At 50.3% G+C, this 25,574-nt stretch carries 25 protein-coding genes; 6 read left to right on the top strand and 19 right to left on the bottom strand.

What is annotated here, in order from left to right; genetic code table 11:
• Position 1: 1 nt before the first annotated feature.
• The 5 genes from A372_RS35140 to A372_RS37830 form a co-directional block, all read right to left on the bottom strand.
• Complete coding sequence (locus tag A372_RS35140) at positions 2-664, bottom strand: ribonuclease HII (RefSeq protein WP_019424967.1); 663 nt, start codon at positions 662-664, stop codon at positions 2-4.
• Between the two features lie 139 nt (positions 665-803).
• Positions 804-1,682, bottom strand: coding sequence for a ribosome biogenesis GTPase YlqF (gene ylqF, locus A372_RS0131650; protein ID WP_019424966.1), 879 nt, complete (start codon positions 1,680-1,682; stop codon positions 804-806).
• A gap of 33 nt (positions 1,683-1,715) precedes the next feature.
• Complete coding sequence (gene lepB / locus A372_RS0131645; RefSeq protein WP_019424965.1) at positions 1,716-2,339, bottom strand: signal peptidase I; 624 nt, start codon at positions 2,337-2,339, stop codon at positions 1,716-1,718.
• 124 nt (positions 2,340-2,463) lie between these two features.
• Positions 2,464-2,805, bottom strand: coding sequence for a 50S ribosomal protein L19 (rplS, locus tag A372_RS0131640; RefSeq protein ID WP_019424964.1), 342 nt, complete (start codon positions 2,803-2,805; stop codon positions 2,464-2,466).
• Between the two features lie 464 nt (positions 2,806-3,269).
• Complete coding sequence (locus A372_RS37830) at positions 3,270-5,063, bottom strand: hypothetical protein (protein ID WP_019424962.1); 1,794 nt, start codon at positions 5,061-5,063, stop codon at positions 3,270-3,272.
• Positions 5,064-5,761: 698 nt separating this feature from the next.
• Between A372_RS37830 and A372_RS0131625 the strand changes: the two genes are divergently transcribed.
• Positions 5,762-6,679: a transposase gene (locus tag A372_RS0131625; protein WP_019424961.1), complete on the top strand. Its 918-nt coding sequence runs from the start codon at positions 5,762-5,764 to the stop codon at positions 6,677-6,679.
• Between the two features lie 500 nt (positions 6,680-7,179).
• On the opposite strand, the gene thpR is transcribed toward A372_RS0131625, so the two are convergent.
• Both thpR and A372_RS0131615 read right to left on the bottom strand, forming a co-directional pair.
• Positions 7,180-7,788 carry an RNA 2',3'-cyclic phosphodiesterase gene (gene thpR / locus A372_RS0131620; protein ID WP_019424960.1) on the bottom strand — a complete coding sequence of 203 codons (609 nt, stop codon included), beginning with the start codon at positions 7,786-7,788 and terminating at the stop codon, positions 7,180-7,182.
• A 13-nt stretch (positions 7,789-7,801) separates the two neighbouring features.
• A complete protein-coding gene (locus A372_RS0131615) occupies positions 7,802-8,638 on the bottom strand; it encodes an AraC family transcriptional regulator (RefSeq protein WP_019424959.1) in 837 nt (278 codons plus the stop codon).
• 116 nt (positions 8,639-8,754) lie between these two features.
• Here A372_RS0131615 and A372_RS0131610 point away from each other — a divergent pair, with 116 nt between their 5' ends.
• Positions 8,755-10,035 carry an alpha-L-fucosidase gene (locus A372_RS0131610; RefSeq protein WP_019424958.1) on the top strand — a complete coding sequence of 427 codons (1,281 nt, stop codon included), beginning with the start codon at positions 8,755-8,757 and terminating at the stop codon, positions 10,033-10,035.
• Between the two features lie 229 nt (positions 10,036-10,264).
• Here A372_RS0131610 and trmD read toward each other — a convergent pair whose 3' ends face one another.
• From trmD to A372_RS0131565, 10 genes are all read right to left on the bottom strand, one after another.
• Positions 10,265-11,059 carry a tRNA (guanosine(37)-N1)-methyltransferase TrmD gene (gene trmD, locus A372_RS0131605; protein ID WP_019424957.1) on the bottom strand — a complete coding sequence of 265 codons (795 nt, stop codon included), beginning with the start codon at positions 11,057-11,059 and terminating at the stop codon, positions 10,265-10,267.
• On the bottom strand, positions 11,060-11,578 hold the full coding sequence (gene rimM, locus A372_RS0131600; protein WP_019424956.1) for a ribosome maturation factor RimM: 519 nt from the start codon (positions 11,576-11,578) through the stop codon (positions 11,060-11,062).
• Between the two features lie 108 nt (positions 11,579-11,686).
• Complete coding sequence (locus tag A372_RS0131595; protein ID WP_019424955.1) at positions 11,687-11,917, bottom strand: KH domain-containing protein; 231 nt, start codon at positions 11,915-11,917, stop codon at positions 11,687-11,689.
• Between the two features lie 23 nt (positions 11,918-11,940).
• The gene (rpsP, locus tag A372_RS0131590) at positions 11,941-12,213 is read right to left on the bottom strand and encodes a 30S ribosomal protein S16 (RefSeq protein WP_019424954.1); all 273 of its coding nucleotides are present in this window, start codon (positions 12,211-12,213) and stop codon (positions 11,941-11,943) included.
• A gap of 42 nt (positions 12,214-12,255) precedes the next feature.
• Positions 12,256-13,629 (bottom strand): signal recognition particle protein, encoded by a 1,374-nt coding sequence (gene ffh / locus A372_RS0131585; RefSeq protein WP_019424953.1) that lies wholly within the window; start codon positions 13,627-13,629, stop codon positions 12,256-12,258.
• 19 nt (positions 13,630-13,648) lie between these two features.
• Positions 13,649-14,008, bottom strand: a complete 360-nt coding sequence (locus A372_RS0131580; protein WP_019424952.1) for a putative DNA-binding protein — start codon at positions 14,006-14,008, stop codon at positions 13,649-13,651.
• Positions 14,009-14,139: 131 nt separating this feature from the next.
• A complete protein-coding gene (locus A372_RS37825; RefSeq protein ID WP_157259898.1) occupies positions 14,140-14,328 on the bottom strand; it encodes a hypothetical protein in 189 nt (62 codons plus the stop codon).
• A gap of 426 nt (positions 14,329-14,754) precedes the next feature.
• Positions 14,755-15,714 (bottom strand): GNAT family N-acetyltransferase, encoded by a 960-nt coding sequence (locus A372_RS0131575; protein WP_019424951.1) that lies wholly within the window; start codon positions 15,712-15,714, stop codon positions 14,755-14,757.
• A 105-nt stretch (positions 15,715-15,819) separates the two neighbouring features.
• Entirely contained in the window at positions 15,820-17,202 is a 1,383-nt protein-coding gene (locus A372_RS0131570; RefSeq protein WP_019424950.1) for a (Fe-S)-binding protein, read from the bottom strand.
• Entirely contained in the window at positions 17,199-18,614 is a 1,416-nt protein-coding gene (locus tag A372_RS0131565; protein ID WP_019424949.1) for an FAD-binding oxidoreductase, read from the bottom strand. Before A372_RS0131565 ends, A372_RS0131570 begins: the two co-directional genes overlap by 4 nt.
• A 172-nt stretch (positions 18,615-18,786) precedes the next feature.
• On the opposite strand from A372_RS0131565, the gene A372_RS0131560 reads away from it, so the two are divergent.
• The 4 genes from A372_RS0131560 (at position 18,787) to A372_RS0131545 (ending at position 23,195) form a co-directional block, all read left to right on the top strand.
• Positions 18,787-19,482, top strand: a complete 696-nt coding sequence (locus A372_RS0131560; RefSeq protein ID WP_019424948.1) for a FadR/GntR family transcriptional regulator — start codon at positions 18,787-18,789, stop codon at positions 19,480-19,482.
• 102 nt (positions 19,483-19,584) lie between these two features.
• A complete protein-coding gene (locus tag A372_RS0131555; protein WP_272943488.1) occupies positions 19,585-20,826 on the top strand; it encodes an MFS transporter in 1,242 nt (413 codons plus the stop codon).
• 110 nt (positions 20,827-20,936) lie between these two features.
• Positions 20,937-21,272: an ArsR/SmtB family transcription factor gene (locus A372_RS0131550; protein ID WP_019424946.1), complete on the top strand. Its 336-nt coding sequence runs from the start codon at positions 20,937-20,939 to the stop codon at positions 21,270-21,272.
• A 156-nt stretch (positions 21,273-21,428) separates the two neighbouring features.
• Positions 21,429-23,195: a SulP family inorganic anion transporter gene (locus A372_RS0131545; protein ID WP_019424945.1), complete on the top strand. Its 1,767-nt coding sequence runs from the start codon at positions 21,429-21,431 to the stop codon at positions 23,193-23,195.
• 198 nt (positions 23,196-23,393) lie between these two features.
• Here the strand turns inward: A372_RS0131545 and A372_RS0131540 are convergent, their stop codons facing one another.
• Together A372_RS0131540 and A372_RS0131535 are read right to left on the bottom strand one after the other, a co-directional pair.
• Entirely contained in the window at positions 23,394-24,590 is a 1,197-nt protein-coding gene (locus A372_RS0131540) for a bis-aminopropyl spermidine synthase family protein (protein WP_019424944.1), read from the bottom strand.
• A gap of 569 nt (positions 24,591-25,159) precedes the next feature.
• Positions 25,160-25,345 (bottom strand): hypothetical protein, encoded by a 186-nt coding sequence (locus tag A372_RS0131535; RefSeq protein ID WP_019424943.1) that lies wholly within the window; start codon positions 25,343-25,345, stop codon positions 25,160-25,162.
• Positions 25,346-25,574: the final 229 nt, after the last annotated feature.

The following is a 25,574-nucleotide window of genomic DNA, read 5'->3' as shown; positions in this document are numbered from 1 at the left end:
GTTAGAACAGCGTCAATTGTTCCTCCTCAGGAAACAAAGAGCTCAGGAACGATTGGCGGTGCATCGGCGTCGGCCCAAGAGTGAGAAGCTGTTCACGGTGCAGCTTAGTACCGTAACCTTTATGTACGGCCATGCCGTAACCTGGATACAGCGCATCCCACTCATTAATGCAGAGCCGATCCCGCGTCACCTTCGCAACGATAGACGCTGCCGCAATCGACTGACTGTTCGCATCTCCCTTAATGATGGATTCTTGCCGGATGGGACAATCCACCTTCTCCGCGTCGATAAGGAGCACTTCCGGTTGAACATGGAGCTGTTCCACTGCCAGTTTCATCGCTAGCCGCGCGGCCTGCTTAATATTTATTCGATCGATCGTATTCGCGTCGACGCGGGCGACTGACCACGCGACAGCCTGATTAATAATCGCATCATATAACTCGTCGCGTTTCTTCTCCGATAGCTTTTTAGAATCATTAATGCCTTCAATAATCAGCGCCTCCGGTAAAATGACGGCTGACGCGACGACATCACCGAATAGACATCCGCGTCCAACCTCGTCAATGCCCGCAATATGGCAAATCCCTTCTCCCCAATACCGGCGCTCCCATGCCGTCAAATCGACAGACTCCGCCGACTTGTCTTCAACCTTTTTCTTCCCCATGGCAAAATCCCCTCTCCGGTATACCTTGCGCCATCCCGTCCTTACTCTTATTCATACCACACATCCAACCCTTAGGAACAACAAAAAAATAGCGCCGCACGCCATAATGGCGTACGGCGCTACCCGATTCCCTAGAACATTATTCCACCATGAAAGAATACGGCTCTTCCAGCGTAATACGGCCCATCTTCCCAGCTCTCAGTTCGCGTAAAATAATGCCCGAAGCCTTCTCCAGGTCAATTCTTCCGCCACCCATCAAGCATCCGCGTTTGCGACCGATATCCTCCATGATGTTCAGGATCTCATCCGGATTGTCCATATCGACAGGAGGCTGCTCTAAGCTATAGCGCTCCGCCAGCCGATCCCAGTACTGAGATGCCAAATATTTAAGCGCGTAGAACGCGATATCTTCCACATTCAATATTTCTTCCCGAATTGCTCCCGTAGCTGCAAGGCGATAACCGACCTCTTGATCCTCGAACTTCGGCCACAAAATTCCCGGTGTATCCAGAAGTTCCATCTCCGTGCCGACTCGAATCCACTGCTGTCCTTTCGTGACGCCGGGACGATCTCCCGTTGCAGCGACACTACGTCCTGCAAGCTTGTTAATCAACGTCGACTTGCCCACATTCGGGATGCCGACAATAAGCGCCCGCACCGGTCTCGGCTTCATGCCTTTGGCAATTTGGCGTTGAATCTTCTCTTCCAGCAGCTTGCGCGCTTCCACCGGAATTTGGGATACGTTACTGCCTGTCGACGCATCGACGGCAATCGCAGCATGCCCTTCGCCACGGAATAACTTCAACCATCGCGCATTCATATCCGGATCAGCGAGATCAGACTTATTCATCACAATAAGCCGCGGCTTATTGTGTAAAATATCGTTAATCATTGGATTGCGGCTTGACATCGGCAGACGCGCATCCAATAGTTCGATGGCTACATCTATCAGCTTTAACTTTTCCTGGATTTGTCGACGAGCTTTCGTCATATGACCGGGAAACCATTGGATTGACATCGCTATCCACCTCCTATTTCAGCCTGAGCTCGATTAATGATGTTGAATCAGCTTTACATGTGAGATCGGCCAGAATATAACATCCGCACGACCAATGACGTCGGATAACGGAATAAATCCGAGCATACGACTATCCGTACTGTTACTACGGTGGTCACCCATAACAAAAATTTGACCTTCCGGCACTTTATTTTGCTGTATCAAATCATTCGGAAAATTACGGTCATTGTACAATTCATCGTTCTTATGAGCTTGATCCAGCGCCTCTTGTATGTAAGGCTCCTCCACCTTTTGTCCGTTGACGAACAGATCATCCCCGCGATACTCTATCGTATCTCCGGCAACGCCAATAACCCGTTTAATTAAATCCCGGTTTTCTTGCGGCACATGAAAGACGACGACTTCACCGCGTTTAGGTTCTCTAAATTCATACAATATCTTGTTAACAATAAGACGCTCACCTGTCCAGAAGTTCGGCTCCATGGAAGGACCGTCAACGATAAACGGAGCAAACAGCAGCCATCGCACGATAACAACGAGGATAACGGCTATTGCAATCGCTTTGATCCATTCCAACAGTTCACTCTTCGAGCGTACCATCTTCTCTTTTGGCTCTTCCGGCGCATTCGGTTGCATCATTTGATCGTTTTGATCCATCGACTGTGCCCCGCTTTCTCCTAGGATGCGTATCCGAAGTTCGCGTCATGCGAATTCCGCATAATCGAACAGGGTACAAATAGCAAAAGGGGGCTTGCAGGTTAAGCAAGCCCCCGGTTGTTCCTTAACGGATTTCTTTAATTCTCGCTGCTTTACCGCGAAGACTGCGAAGATAATAAAGCTTCGCACGACGCACTTTACCACGGCGAGCCACTTCGATTTTATCGATTTTCGGAGTATGAATCGGGAACGTACGCTCAACACCTACACCGTAGGATATTTTACGAACCGTAAACGTTTCACTGATTCCGCCACCACGACGCTTAATAACAACACCTTCGAACAACTGGATACGCTCGCGAGATCCCTCGATAACTTTTACAAATACTTTCAAAGTATCGCCGGGACGAAAGCTTGGAATATCCTTGCGAAGCTGTTCTTGCGTAATCGCTTGTACGATATTCATCTAGGACTCCCTCCTTCCACACAGGTGTTCATACATCTCAGGACGCGAATGCGCGTCAGCCTCATCGTATGTAGAGGACCACCGTATTCCAAACAACAAAGGTTATTTTAGCATATGCCCTAACGGATTACAAGCGGATATCGGAGGAAAGACCACTTTCTTTTCAATCTTGTGATCTTATCCTTCTTCTCCTACCTCATCGAATTCCAGCTAATCACTGCTACTGACACTCCCAGCGAACAGAATGACTTTTTTCACATGCTCATCCCAATCATATAATTCATCATAAAATTCAGTTGCATCAACTAACCCTCCAATACTGTATCTCTTCATAAAAACACCTCATGATTTTGATTATGTACGTCCTTCCCATCAATCATTATATTTCATATAAAAAAGGACTTCACCATTCGTGGCAACTACATAAAACCACTCCCACAAACGATGAAGCCCCATTACTTTTATTATTGAATAGCATCACGCCAATAATCATATGCATGTACGGCGTTTCCTATATAGGAAGAATGGTCCTGAAGCAGTTCGGGCAGTTTTTCCAGTTGTCTTTGCATTTCCTCGGCCCCTAGCTCGTGGAACGAAATATGCTTACCCTCAAAGTTCTCCTTCATTTCCACTGTGACGACAAGCTGCTTGCCTAGACGGTCAGACATCTTCATCTCCTCCTTCACGACAGCGGCAATCCCGTTCGATCCCTCTGCTGTATTGCGGAATGCCATCAAAGACACATGATCCATCAGACCTATCATATACTCGCTAATCGTCATGTCCGGTCGATCCGGCACATACGTCCGGTCGAGCCATACGGCCAAATCGACGCTCGTCAACAAGTCTGAATTCCGCTTCGTTTCCCGTACGAACATGTCCATATTGGCCGTCCACTGCTTCAACACGTCATCCTTGCGGCTTTGCCAATCCGGCAGCACATACGGCTCCACATCCAGATGAATGCCGTGGAATCGCTCATCCGGCTCCACCGAGCGGTTATACTGCTTAACATAGTTCACCAGCCGCAGGATGCGCGGCTCATTCTCGCTAAGCGCCCATATAGGATGTCCGCCCATCGCGTGCATCTCAATACCTGCTTCATGGGCTTTCTTCACAAATGAACGGTAAGCATCGTACGACTGCTCCAAATCAAGGCGGACATAGAGCAGATTGATTCCTTGTTCTTTCGCAAAGGAGATAATCTCGTCCGGTTGCTCGATGGCAAGCTCCGCACGCCACACATAAGTGGCGACAACCGGCCCATTGCGCTCGACTGGTGGCGGGACAGGAACCCAATCAGGGTCCGGAACCGGATCTGGATTCGGAACCGGATCTGGATTCGGATCAGGGTCTGGTTCAGGCGGTAAATCCGTATCCCGCTCCTCCATGCTTTGCCAATACCGGTAATCATGAATCGACGTCCCTGCAAAGGAAGGGTGGGTTCCGAGCCTCTGCGTCACTTCTTGCAATGCCTTTTTCATTGCCGTCGTCCCTTTATCATAAAAAGTGGTATGCTTCTCCTCCATCGGCTTGGCGTTCACGCCGATGAGCAGCTTGGCTTGATGCCTATCACCCACCTCCATCTCGTGTTTGACCAGTTCCAAAATGCCATTATCGCCTTCCAGTTCATGACGATAAGCCATTAACGTGATGTGGTCGAACCTTTTAATCATCCACTCTGCAAGCGAACCCTCGGGCATATCGGCGGCGACAATCGAATCGAACCAGACCGGCATATCTGCGCTTATTTCAACGTTTACCTCTTCTTTTGCTGTCTGGAGAAAGTACTCCATATTTCCCATCCACGAAGTGACTAGAGCTTCCCGATCCGTCTCCCACTCCGGCAAAACATACGGCTCGATATCTAAATGAATTCCTCGAATTCGTTCCTCCGGCGATGCGTTGCCGTTATACAACTTAACCCACTGGATTAGCTTCATCATTCTGTCCCGGCGCGATTCAAGCGCCCATGCGGGATGTCCAGCAAGCGCATGAACCTCGATGCCGGATGCAGCGGCTTCCCGTATAAATTCACGGTAAGATGATTGTGGGATGTCCATATCAACATGCAAATATAACAAATTCACCTCGTTCTGCTTCACAAAAGACAACAATTGATTCGACTCGTTCTCGATTCGATCAGCTTGCCAAATCCAGATTGCTTTCCTGGGCTCTTCTGGCTTAGAAAAACCAACCATGAATACGGCGGCGAGCGTCAGCAACAGAAGGCCGGCACGCGTAGCAAGTCTGTCCATCCTATCCCTCCGTTCTTTTCTGACAATCATGCAGTTTGAGCAATGGACCGAATAATAAAACGACTTATTTTCTTGGCAGCAACAAGAAAATCACCTGCACCCTTCGACAACATTTCGACAGGAATGAACAAGTGACTTCATTATAATTGCGGCAGATACGTAAATATATGTGAAAATGGACCTGTTTTATTTTCTTTCACTATTCACACGCATACAAGCATGATAATAGCAGTCATTGGCTACAAATCGTCATCTATATCTTTTTCGCAATATAAGGTTATTGATTTATGCTCCCGATGAACATATAGTCCCAAAACACGCGAACACAATTTGCATGCCCACTCTTAGTTCATAAAATTTGATTGTATCTATTGACTTTTACTTCACACATCGGATACTCCGAGACTGTTTTGGTCTAAAATTATCTCTTATACATGAGTAAATTGTCATTAATTCGCCTCTCTCTAGGCTACATTCCTATCCTTAACAAGCCCTTTGCATCACCCTCCCCACAACTCAGAACGAGATGCTTGTTCTAACGATATTATGTAAGAAACGCACTGCATAAGAAAACCACATTTTAAAGGGAAGAAATCCTTGAAATAAGAACTTATGTTCTGTATAATCGAAGTATAGAACGTTTGTTCTCTATCCAATGAAAAATTGAACTACAAGTAGAGTTTAAAGGAGGACTTATAATGACGGCTTGGCAATCGATCGATACTTTGGAGGATTTGAAGCGTAAATTTCATACGGAATCCTCATGTGTTTCCTTCGTATTTCATATGAAATGGCCGCATGGCTTCGTCTGCCCACGCTGTCAGCACACCAATGCCTACGTCATTCAAACGCGTCGGCTTCCTCTATACGAGTGCCGTGCCTGCCGCCATCAGACCTCACTGACCGCTGGTACGGTCATGGAAGGCAGCCGCACAGCCCTGTGGAAATGGCTTACGGCATTCTGGCTTGTCTCCCGCTCTGACAGGGGCATCAATGCTGTCTACCTCAGCTCGATCATCGGGGTCACTTACAAAACCGCCTGGTTGATGCTGCACAAAATCCGAGCTGCGATCAGCATGTCCGACGTTGACCGGCCGCTCGCAGGCAAAGTTCAAGGCATTGTCGCCTTTCATGGCACCTCATATCATTCAATGCTTGAGCTTCATCCTCGGGAATCCCCCCTTGTTATTGCCGCATCCGTAACGCCGGACGATCAGTTGGATGAGCTTAAGATGAAGCTTGTGAAGAAGGCTCACCTTTCCGACAAATATCTGCTTCGTTCTGGCTGTGATCGTTTTGTCGCTCTTCATGTAACAGCGACTGCTTTCGAGCCGTCTATTATCCAACAGCCTTATCGTGCTCGCCGTGACAGTCGCTTATATCGAACATTCAAGCGAGCACGACGCTGGATGAACGACACGTTTCACGGGATCGGGGCAACTTATCTTCAAAGATACTTGGATGAATTTTGCTTTCGTTACAATGCAACTGCTCAACGCGCAGCGGCATGGGAGCGTCTTGTGTGCATCTGCATGTCTTTTTGTCCTGCCTCAGCATCTCCGTCGCATGCCCTATATAACTCTATTCATTGCGCTGCCTCACCAACCGCAGCATGACCGAAAGGCTTGCAGCGATGCCACCTGCCTTATACACACTCATTTAGTTCTTTAGCTGTAGTTTATATAGCGCCTTATTTCTCATGCGCCGTGCTTCATAATGTAGCTTATGTTCTGCTTACGTTATGCTTCAAGATGTCCTTATGTTCTACGAGCTTTCTATTCATGGCGTACCTTTTACGTTCAGACCTTTTGATCTATTTGCTTTGTGCTTACTGTTGTGCTTGTGTTCTTATTTATGTTATATCTTTTGTTCGGGTACTTTCCATTGCGTATTATTTCAGTTACTCCACTTTAAAACTCCTTGATCTTAGTCGTAGTTGTACCCGGAACCTGCGACTGTAGCTATGTCTGAGTCAAGGGGAGAGTGCCCTTAAGGACTTGAATACATAGAACCTCTCTCCTCCCCCTCTGGAAGCGCGGCCATGTTGATGCGGCTTTTAATCAAGCCTTTCACGGCAATTCTTCTCGTAACATAAAAAAGCTTCCCGACGGGAAGCTTACGGTTGCTGTATGCCGTGACCTAGTCTGAACTCCTCAATTCGCTCGTACATGGGGGTCTTACCCATTTGCGTGCGGTACAGCACGAAGTGGTCTGCCATCCAATCATACTCAGGCAGCGGCGCATGACCAGCGTTCAGCGACATGAGAGTCATCCCGCGGTATTTGCGGGCCAATGTAATGTGCGGCCAATATGGCCGGTCCTCGGGCACGAATCCAAGCGGCGCAGTCGCAGCTACGACAAGCTCATACAGGCGCTTGAGCTGGCCGATCTCTCCGCCGACTCCTGCCCATAGAACACGAGGTGCTTCGTGCGCCCCGAACGTCCCCACTTCTTGCAATTCGAGCCGAAACGTCTCCGACGATTGCGCTGCACTCTGAAGTCCCTGCACGAGACGCTCCTTCACATCAGGGGATACCGCTCCCAGAAACTGTACCGTAATATGCAAATCGAGCGGATGGACCCATTTGTGAAACGCCCACTGTCTTTTCGCCCCTTCGGACCATTGTACGACGGTGTCCGCAGCAGACGCCGGCAGTGGTATCGCAACGAACAAACGCTGCTTGTCATCCGTCTGAACATGATGACGAGATGGATGGGATTGCATCCTATGTTCCCCCTCACTTCATTTCATTTTTATGTGTCGCTTTGAACGATGTCGGATTGAACCCGGTACTATTTTTGAACAAACGAGAAAAATAATATACATCCAGACCGACTGCCTCAGCAATTTCCGTCACACTTAAATGGCTCGTCAAGAGCAGCTTCTTCGCCCGCTCCACCTTCATCCGGTTCATATATTGTACTGGCGATTCCCCTATATGCTCACGGAAGAACGTGATGAAGTAATTCGGGTGCAAATGCAGCCGATCCGCGAGCTGCTGCACACTTAGCCGTTCGGTAAGATGACCGTTCATATACTGCAGCACCAGGTTCAGCTTGTCCATCGCTTGGGAGGAAGGCAGAATGATGGACTCCGGTCCTGCTTCCCCCAAATATAGGCTGAGCAGCTCCATTAGTAGCGCCTGCTTGCGCAGCACGGCAGTCCAATCTCCGTCATAATGCTCTTTCTTCAAGCGTTGAAATCTTTCAACAGCCTCCTCGAAGACGGAAGGCGACATCGTGACGACATGAGGAATACGCATAAATTGAAATAAATGCCGCTCTCCAATGAGCGTCGTAAAGTGGCACCAATATTTCTCATACGTATGGGAGCTAATCGCAGCGTACGATTGGTTCACTCCCGCTGGCATAATGACCATTTGCCTTGGCCCCGGGTAATACGTGCTCCCTGCAATCTCAATGCGCCCTTCCCCATCACAGATGAGATACATGCGGTTAAAGGAGGGCACGAAATTGCTCTCGCACCAATCTTCCCTGCATTTCGTATAGTAAGCGTCCGTCACATGAACCTGCACGTTTGCCAAATATCGCTGCAGCAGCTCCATTTTCCCCATCGGCATGCGCTCCGTTCGACCTTAATTTTGTACAAAAAGCCGTTAATTCTCTCTATCTGCATTATACCCGCTTCCGTGTAAAATAGGAAAAAACTGCAGTTAAAGGAGAGATGAGGATGACGACGATGGATGAAAGACGCAAGCGGACGGAATGGTTTACGAATGACCGCTTCGGCATATTCATACATTGGGGGCTTTATGCGATTCCCGCACGCGGTGAATGGGTGCGCAGCTTCGAACAGATATCGGTAGAGGGTTATGAACAGTACTTTAACACCTTTAATCCTGAAAATTACGACCCAAAAGCCTGGGCGAAAGCCGCCAAGCAAGCCGGTATGAAATATGCAGTCATGACGACGAAGCATCATGACGGGTTCTGCCTGTTCGACAGCGCTATGACGGATTACAAAGCGACTAATACCCCAGCCGGACGCGACCTGATTCGGGAATATGTCGACGCCTTCCGAGCCGAAGGGTTGAAGGTTGGCTTCTACTACTCTATCATCGACTGGCACCATCCGGATTACCCGGCCTATGGCGACCGCCAGCACCCGATGCGCAGTAACGAGGAGTTCAAGAACCGGGAAACAGATTTCAATCGCTACTTGGATTACATGCATGGACAGGTCAAAGAGCTGTTGACGAATTACGGGACGATCGACGTGCTCTGGTTCGATTTCTCTTATGACGATATGACCGGCGAGAAATGGCGCGCATCGGAGCTTGTGACGATGATTCGCGATTTGCAGCCAAACGTTATCATCGACAACCGCTTGGGCGGCAACATCAAAGCGAGTGAGCCTGAAATATATGCAGGTGATTTCGCCTCGCCCGAGCAAATCTTACCGCCACAAGGAATCGTGAACAAAAACGGCGATTCGATTCCTTGGGAAGCGTGCATTACGCTAAATCGCCATTGGGGTTATCATGCCTATGACCATGATTACAAATCACCACAGCAAGTTATACGCGGACTGGTCGAATGCGTCAGCAAGAACGGGAACTTGCTTCTGAACGTCGGACCGAATGCGAAAGGGGAATTCCCACGGGAATCCCTTGCCGTGCTATCGGAAGTCGGATCCTGGATGCATGGAAATCAAGACAGCATCTACGGCTCTGGCGCGAGTGAATTGCCGAAGCCGGAGTGGGGGCGTTACACGCAGCAAGGCAATAAGCTGTACGCCCACATTCTCGACCGCGGCGTCGGACCGATTGCGCTGAAAGGATTGAATGGACGCGTCAAACAAGCCAGATTGCTTGCAGACGGTTCAGAGGTAAATATACAGACACCGTGGAATGCGCATGACTATGCAGATTATTTGTTCATCAACTTTCCGACGGCCCAACTGCCAGATGAAAACGATACCGTGGTGGAATTAGAGCTGATTACAGACTAACCGCGATGAAGACGAAGAAGAGGGATGCCTTCCTGGCCGCCCTCCTTTTTTGCATTGGTTCATATTTTCTGGGAATCAACATGGACGATTTGATCTACCCGAAGAACTCCAGCGTCTCAAAATAGTTATGGCTCTGAAAAACGCCAACATCCTAATAGATACGCAAATTGCTCCTACATTGTACTCATAGTACATTATGTAGGAGTCTATTCGTTCTTCTATACTACAGCTATTCACTCTTCAACCGCCGCAGCAGCTTCTGCTCCTCATCGCTCAACTCGATGCTGTCGAGCAGATCGGGCCGTCGTTCCAGTGTCCGTTTTAACGCTTGCTCTCGGCGCCACACCTCGATGTTGGCATGATGGCCGCTTATGAGCACATCCGGCACCTTCCAGCCGCGAAATTCAGCAGGGCGCGTATAATGCGGATATTCAAGCAGTCCTGTGCTGAATGAATCCGTCACGGCCGACGACTCATTGCCGAGCACTCCAGGCAGCAGCCGAGCGACGGAATCGATAACGACCATGGCTGGCAGTTCGCCCCCCGTCAGCACATAGTCGCCAATTGACAGTTCATCCGTCACGAGATGCTCGCGAATACGCTCGTCATAGCCCTCGTAGTGGCCGCAAATAAAAATAAGGTGTGATTCCTCTGCCAACTCCTCGGCTTTCGTCTGCGTAAAGCGTTCACCTTGCGGACACATCAAAATAATGCGCGGCGGCTTCGCTGTAGACGAATCTCTTTCCGCGTGATCGATATTTTGCTCGCTTCTCACTAAGCCTTCCGTCTCCGCCTTGGCGATAACATCTTCGACTGCCGCAAAAATAGGATCAGGCTTCAGAACCATACCGCCCCCACCACCGTATGGATAATCATCTACGGTCGAATGCTTGTTGGTGGAATAGTCACGAAAATTGACCGTATTCAGCGTTACGAGTCCCTTCTCCCGGGCTTTACCCAGTATACTCGCGTTAAATACGCCTTCGCACATTTCCGGGAATAGCGTTAATACATCGATACGCATTTAAATAAGTCCCTCCATGAGGTGGACGGTAACAACTTTGCCTTCGATGTCGACGTTAAGCAGCACATCATCAATTACCGGAATAAGAATAGGCTTGCCTTTCGACGGCTTCACGACCCAAACATCATTCGCTCCCGGGGCCAAAATCTCGTCGATGACACCTAATTCTTCGCCTTCATCCGACACAACGCGGCAACCGATGATTTCATGATAATAATATTCGTCCTCCGGCAGTTCTACGAGCTGCGCTTCCGACACTTTCAGCATCCAGCCTTTATATTTCTCTACATCGTTGATGTCGTCGAATTGTTTCAGTTTCACGATGTACATGTTCTTATGTAAACGCGACCGTTCCACCGTAACCGAAAGGGTGCTCTGCGTCTCTGGATGCTGCAAAATCAATTCGCTTCCCTGGGCAAAGCGCACATCCGGAAAGTCGGTCTGCGGAAATACTTTCACTTCTCCGCGAATGCCGTGCGTATTCACGACTTTGCCGACATTATATAACTTTTCAGCCATGTCGTATCGAATCCTCCTGCTATTTACGGGTATGCTTCCTAGTGTAACACAAACGGTTATTCACATACGAAAAAGGGCTAGGATTTCATCCTAACCCGTTTCGTCATGTTAAGAAATAATGTCCACGGCAACTCGTTTCGGAACCTTTACGGCTGCCGATGTGACGACCGTGCGAAGCGCCTTGGCTATACGACCTTGCTTTCCGATAACCTTCCCGACATCATCGGGATGGACGTAAAGCTCATATACTATGATGTGGTCTTTCTCCACGACGTCCACACGGACCTCCTCCGGATGATCGACCAAAGCGCGTGCAATAACTAACACCAACTCTTCCATTCGCGACCCTCCGAACGGTTAGATTACTTCTGATATTTCAGCTCATGGAACTTCTTCATGACGCCTGCTTGACTAAGCAAGTTGCGAACCGTGTCAGAAGCTTGAGCACCTGTTTGCAGCCATTTCAACGCTTTTTCTTCGTCGATATTAACTACTGCAGGTTGAGCTACCGGATTGTAGTAACCGATTTCTTCGATGAAACGACCATCACGCGGAGAGCGGGAATCGGATACAACGACACGATAGAACGGTGCTTTATGAGCACCCATTCGTTTCAAACGGATACGTACTGCCACGACATTCACCTCCTTAACGGAATTCGAGTAAAGCATTATGCATTAGCGGAAAGGAAATTTCATTCCCTTTCCGGCTTTGCCCTTCAAATTTTTCATCATTTTCGGACCTTTCGGTCCCATCATATCGGAGAACTGCTTCATCACCCGACGCATCTCGTCAAACTGCTTGATGAGGCGGTTCACGTCAGCGAGCGCTGTTCCGCTGCCGGCTGCAATCCGCTTGCGGCGGCTGTGATTGATGAGGTCGGGATCCTGGCGCTCAGCGTTCGTCATCGAACGGACAATCGCTTCGATGCGACCCATCTGACGCTCATCCACCTTCAGATTCGCGGTCTGCTTCATCTTGTTCATACCTGGAATCATATCCAAAATCTGATCAATTGGACCGAGTTTCTTGACCTGCTGCATCTGCTCCAGAAAATCATCGAACGTAAAGGCGGCGTTCCGCATCTTCAGTTCCATTTCCTTCGCTTTGTCCGAATCGATATTCGCCTGGGCCTTCTCGATAAGTGACAGCATGTCCCCCATCCCGAGAATACGGGAAGCCATCCGTTCCGGATGGAACGGTTCAAGCGCATCCAGCTTCTCGCCCAATGTCGCAAACTTGATTGGGCATCCGGTAACAGCTTTTACCGAGAGCGCCGCACCGCCGCGCGTATCGCCGTCGAGCTTCGTCAGCACGACCCCCGTCAACGCGAGCTGCTGATTGAAGCTTTCCGCTACGTTTACCGCATCTTGCCCTGTCATTGCATCGACGACGAGCAATACTTCATCCGGCTTAACGGTCTCGTGAATCTGCTTCAGCTCATCCATCAGCGCTTCATCGATATGTAGACGGCCGGCGGTATCGATGATCACATAATCGAGATTATTCTCCTTCGCATGATCCATCGCCTGGCGTGCAATCTCTACCGGGCTAACTTGATCACCCAAGGAAAATACGGGCACATTAATCTGGTTGCCGAGCACTTGCAGCTGCTGAATCGCAGCTGGACGGTAAATGTCGGCAGCCACGAGCAGCGGCTTATGGTTCTGCTTCTGCAGAAGCTTCGCCAGCTTACCCGACGTCGTCGTCTTACCGGCACCCTGCAAGCCTGCCATCATAATAACCGTTGGCGGCTTATTCGCTTTCGCCAGCTTCGCGGCAGTGCCCCCCATCAACTCCGTCAACTCTTTGTTAACGATGTCGATAATGACCATGCCTGGCGTAAAGCTCTTCATGACGTCTTGGCCGACAGACTTCTCTTTTACTTTGCTAATAAATTCTTTAACAACTTTGAAGTTGACGTCTGCCTCCAATAACGCAAGGCGCACCTCGCGCATCGCTTCGTTGACGTCTTCCTCCGCTACTTTGCCTTTGCCGCGCAGCTTGCTGAATACGTTCTGCAATCGGCTTGTCAATCCTTCAAATGCCATTGTTATTCACCCCGTTCCCTTAATCCAACGCCTGCAGTTCACGGACAATCATCTGCAGTTCCGCGCGCTGCGGGTCGGGTATGCCCTTCATATCGTTCAATGCGTCATGCAGCGATTCCATTAGCTTCGTACGTTGTTCAAACTTCGCGAGCAGCCCTAGCTTGCTCTCATACGCATCGAGCGTCTGCTCCGCCCGCTTAATATGTTCATACACCGCTTGTCGGCTTATTCCGAATTCGGCTGCAATCTCGCCTAAGGAAAAATCATCTTGAAAGTAACATTTCAGGAACGTCTGCTGCTTCTCTGTGAGCAACGGTTCGTAGAAGTCAAACAGCATATTGACGCGGTTCGTCTTCGCTAATACCTGTTCCTCGTTCATACGGGCCACTCCTTTCGTCAAGGAAAAACACTTTACAGCCCATCGACGTTCCTTATCATATCTAAATCTGAACACCATGTCAAGGGGGAAACCTTAACATCACCCAAAAAAATTATGCAAGCAAGATGAGCTTATACACACAGCCGAAATGGAGCGCTGCTCCAGTTAGCACAGACACGTGCCATATGGCGTGATGATACGGAAGCCGCTCCCATACAAAAAACCAAACTAAGCAGCAGCCCGAGCCCATGCGTTATCGCGTTCATCCTTTCTTCCATTAATGCAAGCTGAGTCGTGCGTCCACTATCTGATGGTGCCATGCCATTTCCTCCTTGCCGCTTTGACTCCGCTCCGGGACATATGCCCACGGAACGGAGTACATTATATGCACACGGGCGCGGAGGTGCGATTGCTGCATGTTCGATAACAAAACACCAATAAAAAAGCCTCTTCTGCCGGGAGCCAGCCGTCGAAGAGGGCAAAAAAACATAAATTGCTGCTGTTTAATACTCGTTTGAAACCTATGATCACAGTTCTTTAATAAATCGAATCGCTTCTCTTGTATCATCTAAATATTGCGCCGTCCCGTCATATTGATGCGAAGCAACGCACTGCCGCATCCAACAATTCTTTGTTGTAGAACAAAAGCGTACCGTAGTTCAGTATTGGCAATCCTCACATCCGGTTCTTTCTCAAGCAGTTCAACTCGATTGAGCACACACTGCTTCAGCTTCTATCTGTGTTGCCTACCGCAATGTCTTTTTCATTAAATCGTAGCCCTTCCATGGTTGAAATCCTAATTTCGCATAAAAATCAACGAGCTCCGTCCAATCAATGACCAGATTCTTCATTCCGCGCGCTCGCAGCTCTGATACCCCCGCTTCAACGAGAGCAAGGCCATATCCCTTTCCCCGATAGCGGCTGTCTACGCCAAGAGGTCCGATTCCACCAAGCGGCTCTTGGAAGAGTGGAGCCCAGTACGTATTTTGCGCGATCAAAGCCGACTGCTCATCGTTTACGCGGCAGAAGCCTATCATCTCCCGCTCTGCAAACAATCCGACAAATTCTCTGCCTGTTCCGCCCCGCTCCCAATAACAGAGTGCTTCATAGTACCACCGTCCAGGAAAGCATCTGCGGAAGAAACGCAGCATTTCCGCTTGATCCTGCAGTTCAAGCCCTTTGATGTAAGCGCCTTCGGAAAACGACGGAGCAACAGGCGGACCTTCCTCTGTGGATGCCAGCAAATCATATACCTCATACAGAAACTCGTATCCTCTCCGCTCGAACCAAGGACGAGCCGATGAGAGCGTTTTCGGCACGCCAGGAAAATAATGCCACGGATCGCGGCCCATATATACGATCTCTACTCCGGCATCCTGCAGTGCCTCTTCAGCCAGGGTAAGCAATCGGCTGCCTATGCCTTCGCCCCTTCTGTCCGAACGCACGACAAGCGCTTGAATCCAACCTGCGCCTTCTCCCAACTGCATCTCTCGCTCTTGCTCTTGCCATTTCTTCGCGATGACAAAGCCAAGCAGTGTACCGTCATCATCCTGTGCCAGCCAAGAACCCGGGTAGTAAACGTTCGCATCTTGAAAGCTATTCTGCCGCAGCAGCGCCTCTCGCATTGGAAAGAGGCCGCCCAGTTCCCTGTTCCATAACTCGCACATCGGAACGATCCACTTGGCTTCCAATGGAATAACATTCACGATTAACTCCCCCTAATAAACTGAAAGTTTCATCCTTACATAACAAAGATGTATCATCAAGTTACTAAAATTTAATTACAGAATTATTATAGTTTTTATAAAATATTATTTCAATATCTTTTCCGCAAAATAATCGACTACATGCATGACCTGGATACGGTCGTTCGCTTTTTCCCGCTCTACGCCGACCTTCATCTGCAGCAGACAGCCCGGATTGCTCGTTAAAATAATCGAAGCCTTCGTGTCCCGCACCGCTTCCATTCTTGAATCTACAATATCGTTCGCCATTTGCGGCTGCACCAGGTTGTAGATACCCGCCGATCCGCAGCACACTTCGCCCCCTTCCAGCTCTACGAAGTTCGTGTCAGGGATGAGACGCAGCAATTGGCGCGGCCCCTCGCCAGCCCTCATCACGTTGCGCAGGTGGCACGAATCTTGGTATGTCACCGTTACGGTGTCGTCACGTGTTGTTTCCGGTTGTGCTGCTGTTTTCGATTGTACTGCTGCCTCCGGCAGTTGATTCCAGCGCTGCGAACGCAGCAGCAGTTCGCTGATGTCTTTCACTTGAACGGCAAACTCTCGGGCAGGCCCCACCCACTCCGCTTCATCCGCAAGCAAATGATCATACTCGACAAGCATGGCCCCGCAGCCTCCGGCGTTGGAAGCAATGTAGTCCACCTTCGCATCCCCGAACACCTTTACATTTTGCTTGGCAAACTCTCGGGCCGTGTCCCGGTCGCCGCTATGAGAGAACAGCGCGCCACAGCAGGACTGCTCCTCCGGGATGACGACATCATAACCAGATTCAGTCAACAGGCGGACGGTATTCACATTTGTTTCCGTAAAAAGAACGTCCATAATGCACCCGCGAAATAATCCTACCGTACCGATTCGCTCACCTTTGGCTTCAAAACGATGGCCGCCGACCCGCTTTACGACACCGCGGCTGTCCGCATGCGGCATAATCCGCTCCATCGTCTGCATATGCGCCGGCAGCCAACGCAGCAGATTCCCTTTATTGGCAAGACGCTGCAGGCCGGAGCGTTGATAAGCTTGCAGTATCGTGCTCATCAGCCGCAGACGGCGATGACGCTTAAATATCGGCTTCGCAAACTTATGAAGGCCGCGCAGCGGAATCGCCCCGGCAGGTTCAGCATGCTCGAATAGAGCATCCTTCGTCTGCTCCAGCAATTGGCCGTATTTCACATCGGAAGGGCATACCGGTTCGCATGCGCGGCACCCCAAGCATAGATCCATTTGCTGCTTGAATGCTTCGTCCGGCTCCATCAGTCCATCCGCCACCGCCTTCATCAGAGCGATACGACCGCGTGGAGAAGCCGCTTCGAGACCCGTCTGATGAAATGTCGGACAAGCCGGCTGGCAAAATCCGCAGCGCATGCAGTTCATCAACTGCTCATAATCAAGCGTATTAACCAGTTGCTGCTTCAAGGCTCCTTTTCGTTGATCGTCTTGCTCTCTGCTGTTCATCGGGTAATCACCAGCCTTTTGCGTGCTGATTTGGCGAATATTTTGCCTGGATTCATAATGCCGTTCGGATCGAATGCCTGCTTGATGCCTTTCATCAAGGCGATGCCAGCCTCACCGACCTTCCACTCCAAATAAGGCGCTTTAACCGTGCCGACGCCATGCTCTCCGGTTATCGTTCCTCCAAGCCTGATGGCTTCTTCGAAAATATCGGCGAACGCTTGCTCGACCCGATGAATTTCCTCGGTATTTCTCGCATCCGTTGTGCAGGTCGGGTGCAAATTCCCGTCCCCCGCGTGGCCGAACGTGCAAATGTTCAACTCATACTGCGCCGCAATCCGGTTAATGGCCAACACCATGTCCGCGATACGGGAACGAGGCACGGTCGCATCCTCCAAAATCGTCGTCGGTCGAATGCGTGCCAATGTCGACAGCGCGCTGCGTCTTGCCTTCATCAGCTGCTCCGCTTCGCGTTCATCCCGAGCCGTTTCAATACGGGCTGCCCCTTCCTCCCCGCAGATCGATACGATGGCGTCCATGTCCTTCTGAACGCTGGCGCTCTCCTGTCCGTCCTGCTCAATGAGCAGCACCGCTTGCATATCTATCGGGAGGCCGATATGATTGTACTCCTCCACGACGCGGATCGTCGGCTGATCCATAAATTCGAGCGTCGCCGGAATGATGCCCGCTCCCACAATGCGCGAGACGGAACGCGCAGCTGCATATATATCTTGAAAAGCAACCAGCATCGTCTGTCTCACCCGCGGCGCAGGAATGAGCTTCACCGTTGCTTCCGTAATAATGGCGAGCGTTCCTTCCGAGCCGACAAGCAGCTTCGTCAAATCATAGCCGGCAACGTCCTTATACAGCTTGCCGCCCGTAGTGATGACCTCACCGGAAGGCAGGACGGCCTCCAGTCCGATAACGTAATCCTTCGTCGTGCCGTATTTCAAACCGCGGAGCCCTCCCGCTCCTTCCATAATGTTGCCGCCCAATGTCGAAATGACCATACTGCTCGGGTCCGGCGGATAGAATAAGCCCCTCTTCTCCACTTCGCGATGGAATTGCTTCGTGTTCAGTCCAGGTTGGACGGTAGCTGTCAAATTATCCGTATCTAGCTCAAGCAGCTTGTTCATTCGGGTCATTGCCACGACAATTCCACCTGATACGGGTACAGTACCGCCGCATAAGTTGCTGGCTGCTCCCCGCGGGACAATCGGAATACGATGCTTATTCGCTAATCGAAGAATATGCTGAACTTCACTCGTCGAATCGGGATAAACTACCGCGTCCGGCAGCGACTGGAGCATCGGTGTCGCATCATACGAATGCGTGACGAGCGCCTCCTTATCATCGCGGTAACGCTCTGTCCCAAGTAGCTGCAGCAGATCTTGCCGCACTTCGTTCACTATCATCGAATTTCCCCTCCTGTTGTTTCTGTTCATAAATTTGTTGAACTGTTCAGGTGATCTGATGACTTTTGGCATATTATAACTTATGATAGAAGAGGATGTATACTACCATTTTAAAAATTTTTTTCATAATGTATAGATAAGTCCGATATTTCATATCAGGAGGCCGTCATTGATGAACGGAATTCAATATAAAAAGGGAGCGGAGCTCGTAACGGATCATCTGCTCGACCAATTAAAAAACGGAAGCTACTCGCCCGGAGATCGTCTTCCTTCCGTCGAAGCGCTCTCCAAGCAGTACCAAGTCGGGCGTTCAACGATACGCGAAGCGCTCAGCGCGCTGAAAGCGATGGGCTGGATCGACATTCGTCATGGCGGCGGCACGTTCGTGCGCGAACAGCCGCAAGCACCGTCCGACCTGCTTCAAGGCTGGCTATCTGAGATCAACTCATTGAAATCGCTGATCGAGGTGCGGAAAATGATCGAGGTCGGTTCTGCGGGACTAGCCGCTAAACGGCGGACGGACGGGGACTTGGCTGCGTTGGCAGATTGCCTTCAACAGATGGAGGCGCATCTGGAGGACGAAGCGGCGAGCCAGCAGGCCGATCTGATGTTCCACGTGCATTTAGCGCAAGCGAGTCATAATGAAATATTAATTCCGATGCTGCAGCTGTTTCACCAGCAGTGCGCCCGGCATATGGGCAACACCCGGCGGATGTGGCTCTTCGGCGAACGTTCCTCCACGCTGCAGCTATTGCAAGAACACAGACTTATCTATGAAGCTATACTGCACCAGAATGAAGTGCTCGCTTCCCGGCGCATGTTGGAGCATTTGAACAAAGTAGAGTTATTATTAGAAAAAAATGATTAGCGCTAGCCTATTGCATGGTATAATGCGAAAATATTACTATGAGTGCGCGTTCAGCAAGGTCACTTTTCAGCTTTTTGAACAACCGCTACGATGCAATGAGGTGTGTATTGTTTGAATCGTTCATTTTACTCGTTATTGTCGAGCCGCTCGTTTGCCAACCTTGCGGGGTCCTTGTATATGATGACATTGATCGCCGCTGTCTACCAACTTACAGGATCGGCCGCCTTTGCCGGAGCGGTCTCATTCGTTCGTTCCTTGGCCATACTGTCCAGCAGCTTCTCACTGCCGTTCTGGTATCGGAAGATGACGGTTGCCTATGTCACCCGTTTATTCCTGTTTCTTCAGTGTGCGGCGTCTGCACTCATCGCCTTCTCGTTGACACCGCTCTCTTCTGCTTTGCCAGCATCCGCATTTCTCGGTTATGCGTTCTGCGGCATCGTGCTGATCGGTTATGTGGAGGGCTGCGCATCCGCGTCGGCTAATGCGCTTTATCCCCGCTTGGTGGAAGAGGACAAGCGTGTGCAAGCGAACAGTCTCGTATCGACCAGCATGCAGATGCTGTCGCTGCTCGGCTGGACGATGGGAGGCATCCTCGTCGCGCAGCTCGGTCATTCGCTCGTGCTGCAGCTGTCCTCGGGACTCCTGCTTCTAGGCTGTCTCTTTATTGTTCGCCTGGCTCATGACCAACATGACACGCCAAAAGAGAAAGGCTCCCGCTCCATGCTGGCAGGCTGGACTTTTCTATTTACCCATCCCCGGCTGCGCATCATTACATGGATGGATATCATAGAAGGCATTGCAGGCGGCATCTGGATTGGAGGCGTCACGTTAGTGTTCGCCCAGGAAGTGCTGCTGAAGGATGAAGCTTGGTGGGGCTATATTAATGCCGCTTACTATGCAGGCACCATTATCGGCGGATTGATTACGCTCAAGCTGTCCGCTCTCATTCATCGCCATCTGGTTGGCACGATCATTGTCGGCTCATTTGGAGTGAGCCTGTTCGCCTACGGTTATGCGTTCAATACGCAAGCATTTATCGCCTTGGCCATTGTGCTGCTGATGGGCCCTTTTTATCAACTGCGCGATATCGCCCAGCGGACCTATGTCCAACAGTACACGCCACTAGCTGAGCAGCCGAACGTGTTTGCGGCGCAAAGCACGATATCATACGTTCTGTTCGGCGTGTCAGTGCTGTTTGCCGGAACCGTGTCAGATATGTGGGGACCGCAATCCGTTTATATTGTGGGAGGAACGATGTATTTACTCTCTGCTTTTACCGGATTCATTTTAAGGAAGAAGCACGCAGCGGCGCTGACTCAAGATACTGGTTCGTTCTCATCCTGAGGGAATCGCACGGAACCGGCATGGCGCGTTTTGCCCATCTTTTCCCCTGAACGTTCGTTTTGTGGTACACTAATCTATATTCCATTCTTCAATGAATAAGGGAGAACACCATGTATCCGGACATCCAACAGTTCAAAGCTGAATTTTTCAAAGCGTTGGCACACCCTTTGAGAATAAAAATATTGGAGGTTCTGTGCGACGGCGATAAAACCGTGAACGAAATCCAGTCGCTCCTCGGCATCGAGGGTTCGGCCGTCTCACAGCAATTGGCCGTCCTGCGCGGCAAGAACGTCGTGTTCGGCGTCAAGGACGGAACTTCGGTCATTTATTCTCTGCGCGATCCAATGATCAAGGATCTTCTCCAGGTGGCGAAGCGCATTTTCGACAATCATCTTGTCAATGCCATCTCCATGTTGGAGAACATCAAGAAGCAGGAATCTTCATAAAAGAGAGGGATTCGGGTAACGGACTCGAGTTTCCTCTCTTTTCCCTTTATAAGCACCCTACACGACACGACAACCGCTTTGACAGAATGGTCAGATGAATATATGATTCTTTATATATTCAAATAATCAGATATTCAGAAATGGTGGGAAAAGTGCATGAAACCGTTGTTGCGCGGCCGTTATGCCGGGTATAACGCGCAAGCTTTGAAGAAAGATATCATATCCGGAAGTATCGTAGGTATCGTCGCCATTCCATTAGGGATGGCGTTTGCCATTGCATCGGGTGTCAAGCCGGAGTACGGGCTCTATACGACAATTGTCGCCGGCTTGCTCATTTCGCTGTTCGGCGGATCCCGATTCCAAATCGGAGGTCCGACCGGAGCATTCATACCCATATTGTTCGCTATCGTCCTACAGTACGGGTATGATAATCTGCTCATTGCCGGCTTCATGGCCGGAGTCATGCTCGTCCTCATGGGGCTGTTCCGATTGGGAGCCGTCATCCGCTTCATTCCCCGTCCGGTGACGATCGGGTTTACGGCCGGCATAGCGGTCATCATCTTTACGGGGCAGATTGCCGACTTTCTAGGCCTGCACGTGGAGAAGCAGGACGGCTTTATCTCCGACATGCGTGAGCTTGTAGTGCACTTGCCGGCATTGAATCTTTACAGCGTGCTGACAGCATTTCTTTGTCTTGCCGTTCTCCTGCTCACGCCTAAATGGCTGCCCAAAATTCCTGGCTCGTTAGTCGGCCTGCTCGTCTCCAGTCTGGCTGCAGCGTGGTTCTTCCCTGGCCAAGTGGCCACAATCGGCTCCACATTCGGTGCCATTCCGAGCGGACTGCCCGAATTCCGGCTGCCAGCAATCAGCTGGGACCGTATCGTCCAGCTGATTCAACCAGCCTTCGTCATTGCGATGCTCGGCGGCATTGAATCGCTGTTGTCCGCTGTCGTCGCCGACGGCATGACGGGAGACCGGCACCAGAGCAACCGGGAACTCGTAGGGCAAGGCATCGCCAACATGGTAACCCCGTTGTTCGGAGGAATTCCGGCTACCGGAGCCATCGCCAGAACCGCAACCAACATTCGGAACGGGGCGGTCTCTCCCGTCTCCGGTGTCGTTCACGCTATCGTGGTACTGCTTGTGCTGCTCTTTTTCGCGCCATATGCTTCCAATATTCCTTTAGCCGCCATGGCGCCCATACTGATGGTTGTCGCTTGGAACATGAGCGAACGCAAAACATTTCTGCACATTTTGAAGACACGGACCGCCGATTCTCTTATTCTGTCCGTTACTTTTTTGCTAACTGTGTTCGCCAATTTGACCGTGGCCGTTCAAGCAGGCCTCGTGTTGGCGGTTGTCCTATTTGTAAAACGGATGAGCGAAGGCGTCAAGGTAGCCAAGGTGCTGCCCGATCCGGCAGACCGGAAAGCGAAGGTGTCCTCCCGCATCGTAAAGGACGGGCGCCATTGCCCGCAAATCAGCATGTTTACTGTAGAGGGACCGCTGTTTTTCGGAGCCGCACATTCATTCGAACAGTCGCTGAAGGACCAATTCGGGGAGATGCCGCTCGTGTTGATTCTTCGCTTGGGACGCGTACCATATATGGATACGACGGCAGAGTCGAATTTGTCTGCTCTCGTAAGCCGAGTCCAGCGTCAAGGAGGAACGGTGCTCGTTACGGGCATCCATGAGCAGCCGCGGAATGTGATGAACAAGACGGGACTCGCAGCCCGTATCGAAGCAGAGCACTTCTTCGAACGGACGGGTGCCGCCATTGACTTCGCCTTGACCCGCATTAGCGCAGCCCGTTGCCAAGGCTGCAGGCACTTCGCGTTCCGGGAATGCGATGCGCTGTCCGCTGTGCGTGCGGTGCCCGAACCGAAGCTTGCTGCTCCGAAGACAGACACCGTCCAAGCTTGAATCGAATAATTTACAGGTCTGTTTCGCCTATGCGGGTGGGCAGACCTTTTTTTGTACAATAAATGCAGGCCTAGTCTTCCGATTGGAGGCCAGGCCTGTATATGTGAAGCATGAGACACATTAAGGAGAACTCAGCAGCATTTCACCATTTGAGCAGCTTAATTACTTATTCCCACAGCGGCTCAGTGGCTCAATTGTTCAACGCAGGTTCGCCTTCTCGTCCGACTTTGACGCCTGTTTTCTCTCGATAAGCTCGAATGTGGAGCTGCCACAGCTGGAGCAGCCCCGCCGTTTCAACTGTTCAATCGTGTCGAAATCCCCGTCCTGGCCGACCAACACAGCTTCCCCGCACTGCCTGCAGCGGTATATGCGCTGCGTGCGGTTCACTTCGCCGGTATAAAGCGCCCCTTCATAACGATCTGTATGCCCTGGAGTCGTATGCTCCGTCGTCTTCAGTACGATCATTTGCCCGCGGTTGCCAATCATTTGCGCCCCCTCATAATCATTAAAATGTGGGGTAATCTCTTTCATCATCATGCCCATACGCACAAGCTCCTGCTGCATGGCCAACGTAAATCCAGGTGATTTGTGAGCGAACGACAAAAACACTGGTAAGCCTTTTCTCCGCTTGAGCGCGCTAATGCCTCTGGACAAAAACAAGCTCATCCCCTGCATCGTATACGGCGGATCCGTGAAGAAGCAATCGAAGCGGCCTTGCAGTTCTTCCTGCAAAGGCTGCCGCAAATCAGCATGGTGGCATGAAATGGGCAGGTCTTCCCGCTCGGCAATGTCACGTATATATTGCAAAAACCGCTCATCTACATCAACGACGTGGATCGCCGTCTTCGGACTGCTTCTGCCCGGGAACAGCCGCTTCAACAGAAAGCCAAGCGCCACGCTGACCAGATCGTCATCGCCGACGCACAGCACCTGCTTGCCGATGAGCGAATGCTCCCGCAAACAGAGCACGGCCCGCTTCAGACTCGTCTCCAACGTGCACTTAGATTGGTCGATCTGGACATTTGCTTGCGGTCGTGCTTGGAACAGATCGTTCCATTCCATCAAAAGCTCGGCGAGTTCAGATTTCCATGCCATTCCGTCCGCCATCAACTTGTGGTACAGTTCTTTATCGAGACCGAAATATCCCCATTCCTGTTCCACATAATCATTTCCTGCAAATGTGCAATGCACGCCCCGATCCTGCTTGAGCGCCCCCGCCTTGATAAGCTCCTTCTTAATTGCGGTCGCCACTGGAACGGGAAGCATCGTCTTCCGCGCCATCTCCTTCGTCGAAATACCGGGTCGTAAATAGCACTCGATCAACAATTGTTCAATAACACGCGGCCCTTCTTCCAGACGCACATTTGCGCTTGCCATTTCGATCACATTTTTCATTCGTATCACTCTTTCTTCATAATGTAGATTGCTCTGGGGCGTCCACTCTGAGGAACGCCTACTAAGTCAGCACAAACAGGGCAGAAAATGAACGTTAACGTCCATCTTCTGCCCTGTTAGGGGATCGACTGTTTACCGCTGTAAGCCGGAGCGGCAGGAAACAAATCTGCGCATATCCGGGACACGATAATTCCGAGCAAAAACGGTGCAGATATCCCTGTCTAGAAACGCATCGCATCATTTCTGCAAGATGAATAGAGCATGTATAAATACAGCACATATACTTGCTTATTCATAAAAAAAACCGTGCTTAAGAGCACGGCTGATCACAGTCGGTTGAATTCAAAAGGATGGCCATTGTTCTTAACGAATTGGAGCAATTCCGTTCACGCATGACAAATAAACCACCTTAAAGGCGATAATTTTGCCATATTGAAGAAATACACTCTATCCAATTTGATTAGTTAAGAACAACTACCGACATCAAGAACTCCCCTATTGTTAAAGTTAATGCCATTATACATAGAACAAATCTGAACATCAAGCTTGATTGACAAGGCGTCGACTCTTTATAATGAACGAACGTTCCGATGGTGCAGTGGCACGTTCAGGCTGAAGCTGATTCGCTTTTTCCGCCCCTTTGCTTCATTCTCCCCTTCCATCAGAAAATCGATATCGAAGCCTTTGAAGCCTTCATCGGTGAGCGACCGCGTATAGAGGTAGATTTTATAGCCATAAGGAATGTTGGGTTTCATTTTAGCTTTAGCACTTTACAGAACTTAAACTTTCCATATTGGTCAGGAAAGCACGCCCAAGGACGACACAGAACGCTGTCAGGTTTTAACTGCCATCGTAAACCGGCACTTAGTAGCTTTGTATCTATACGAAAAACGGAATGTAACTTTATCCTCAATAATATCCTTCCTGACTTTATGGGAGAATGGGCAAAGGGCCATTGAACAGAAGCCTTATATCCTGCTCTTT

The sequence above is a fragment of the Paenibacillus sp. OSY-SE genome (assembly GCF_000283315.1).
Lineage (GTDB): Bacteria > Bacillota > Bacilli > Paenibacillales > Paenibacillaceae > Paenibacillus_B > Paenibacillus_B profundus.
The sequence above is the reverse complement of the archived record's forward strand: the minus strand, read 5'-3'. Positions and strand labels throughout refer to the sequence as shown.

Coding starts and splice junctions, on each gene's coding strand:
- A372_RS37830 (WP_019424962.1), bottom strand. CDS start 5,063: ATGGACAGACTTGCTACGCGTGCCGGCCTTCTGTTGCTGACGCTCGCC.
- A372_RS0131615 (WP_019424959.1), bottom strand. CDS start 8,638: ATGGGGAAAATGGAGCTGCTGCAGCGATATTTGGCAAACGTGCAGGTT.
- A372_RS0131545 (WP_019424945.1), top strand. CDS start 21,429: ATGAAACCGTTGTTGCGCGGCCGTTATGCCGGGTATAACGCGCAAGCT.
- A372_RS0131610 (WP_019424958.1), top strand. CDS start 8,755: ATGACGACGATGGATGAAAGACGCAAGCGGACGGAATGGTTTACGAAT.
- thpR (WP_019424960.1), bottom strand. CDS start 7,788: ATGCAATCCCATCCATCTCGTCATCATGTTCAGACGGATGACAAGCAG.
- A372_RS0131560 (WP_019424948.1), top strand. CDS start 18,787: ATGAACGGAATTCAATATAAAAAGGGAGCGGAGCTCGTAACGGATCAT.
- A372_RS0131595 (WP_019424955.1), bottom strand. CDS start 11,917: ATGGAAGAGTTGGTGTTAGTTATTGCACGCGCTTTGGTCGATCATCCG.
- A372_RS0131570 (WP_019424950.1), bottom strand. CDS start 17,202: ATGAACAGCAGAGAGCAAGACGATCAACGAAAAGGAGCCTTGAAGCAG.
- A372_RS0131580 (WP_019424952.1), bottom strand. CDS start 14,008: ATGAACGAGGAACAGGTATTAGCGAAGACGAACCGCGTCAATATGCTG.
- A372_RS0131625 (WP_019424961.1), top strand. CDS start 5,762: ATGACGGCTTGGCAATCGATCGATACTTTGGAGGATTTGAAGCGTAAA.
- rplS (WP_019424964.1), bottom strand. CDS start 2,805: ATGAATATCGTACAAGCGATTACGCAAGAACAGCTTCGCAAGGATATT.
- A372_RS0131550 (WP_019424946.1), top strand. CDS start 20,937: ATGTATCCGGACATCCAACAGTTCAAAGCTGAATTTTTCAAAGCGTTG.
- A372_RS35140 (WP_019424967.1), bottom strand. CDS start 664: ATGGGGAAGAAAAAGGTTGAAGACAAGTCGGCGGAGTCTGTCGATTTG.
- ylqF (WP_019424966.1), bottom strand. CDS start 1,682: ATGTCAATCCAATGGTTTCCCGGTCATATGACGAAAGCTCGTCGACAA.
- A372_RS0131540 (WP_019424944.1), bottom strand. CDS start 24,590: ATGAAAAATGTGATCGAAATGGCAAGCGCAAATGTGCGTCTGGAAGAA.
- A372_RS0131535 (WP_019424943.1), bottom strand. CDS start 25,345: ATGAAACCCAACATTCCTTATGGCTATAAAATCTACCTCTATACGCGG.
- A372_RS37825 (WP_157259898.1), bottom strand. CDS start 14,328: ATGGCACCATCAGATAGTGGACGCACGACTCAGCTTGCATTAATGGAA.
- lepB (WP_019424965.1), bottom strand. CDS start 2,339: ATGGATCAAAACGATCAAATGATGCAACCGAATGCGCCGGAAGAGCCA.
- A372_RS0131565 (WP_019424949.1), bottom strand. CDS start 18,614: ATGATAGTGAACGAAGTGCGGCAAGATCTGCTGCAGCTACTTGGGACA.
- rimM (WP_019424956.1), bottom strand. CDS start 11,578: ATGGCTGAAAAGTTATATAATGTCGGCAAAGTCGTGAATACGCACGGC.
- ffh (WP_019424953.1), bottom strand. CDS start 13,629: ATGGCATTTGAAGGATTGACAAGCCGATTGCAGAACGTATTCAGCAAG.
- trmD (WP_019424957.1), bottom strand. CDS start 11,059: ATGCGTATCGATGTATTAACGCTATTCCCGGAAATGTGCGAAGGCGTA.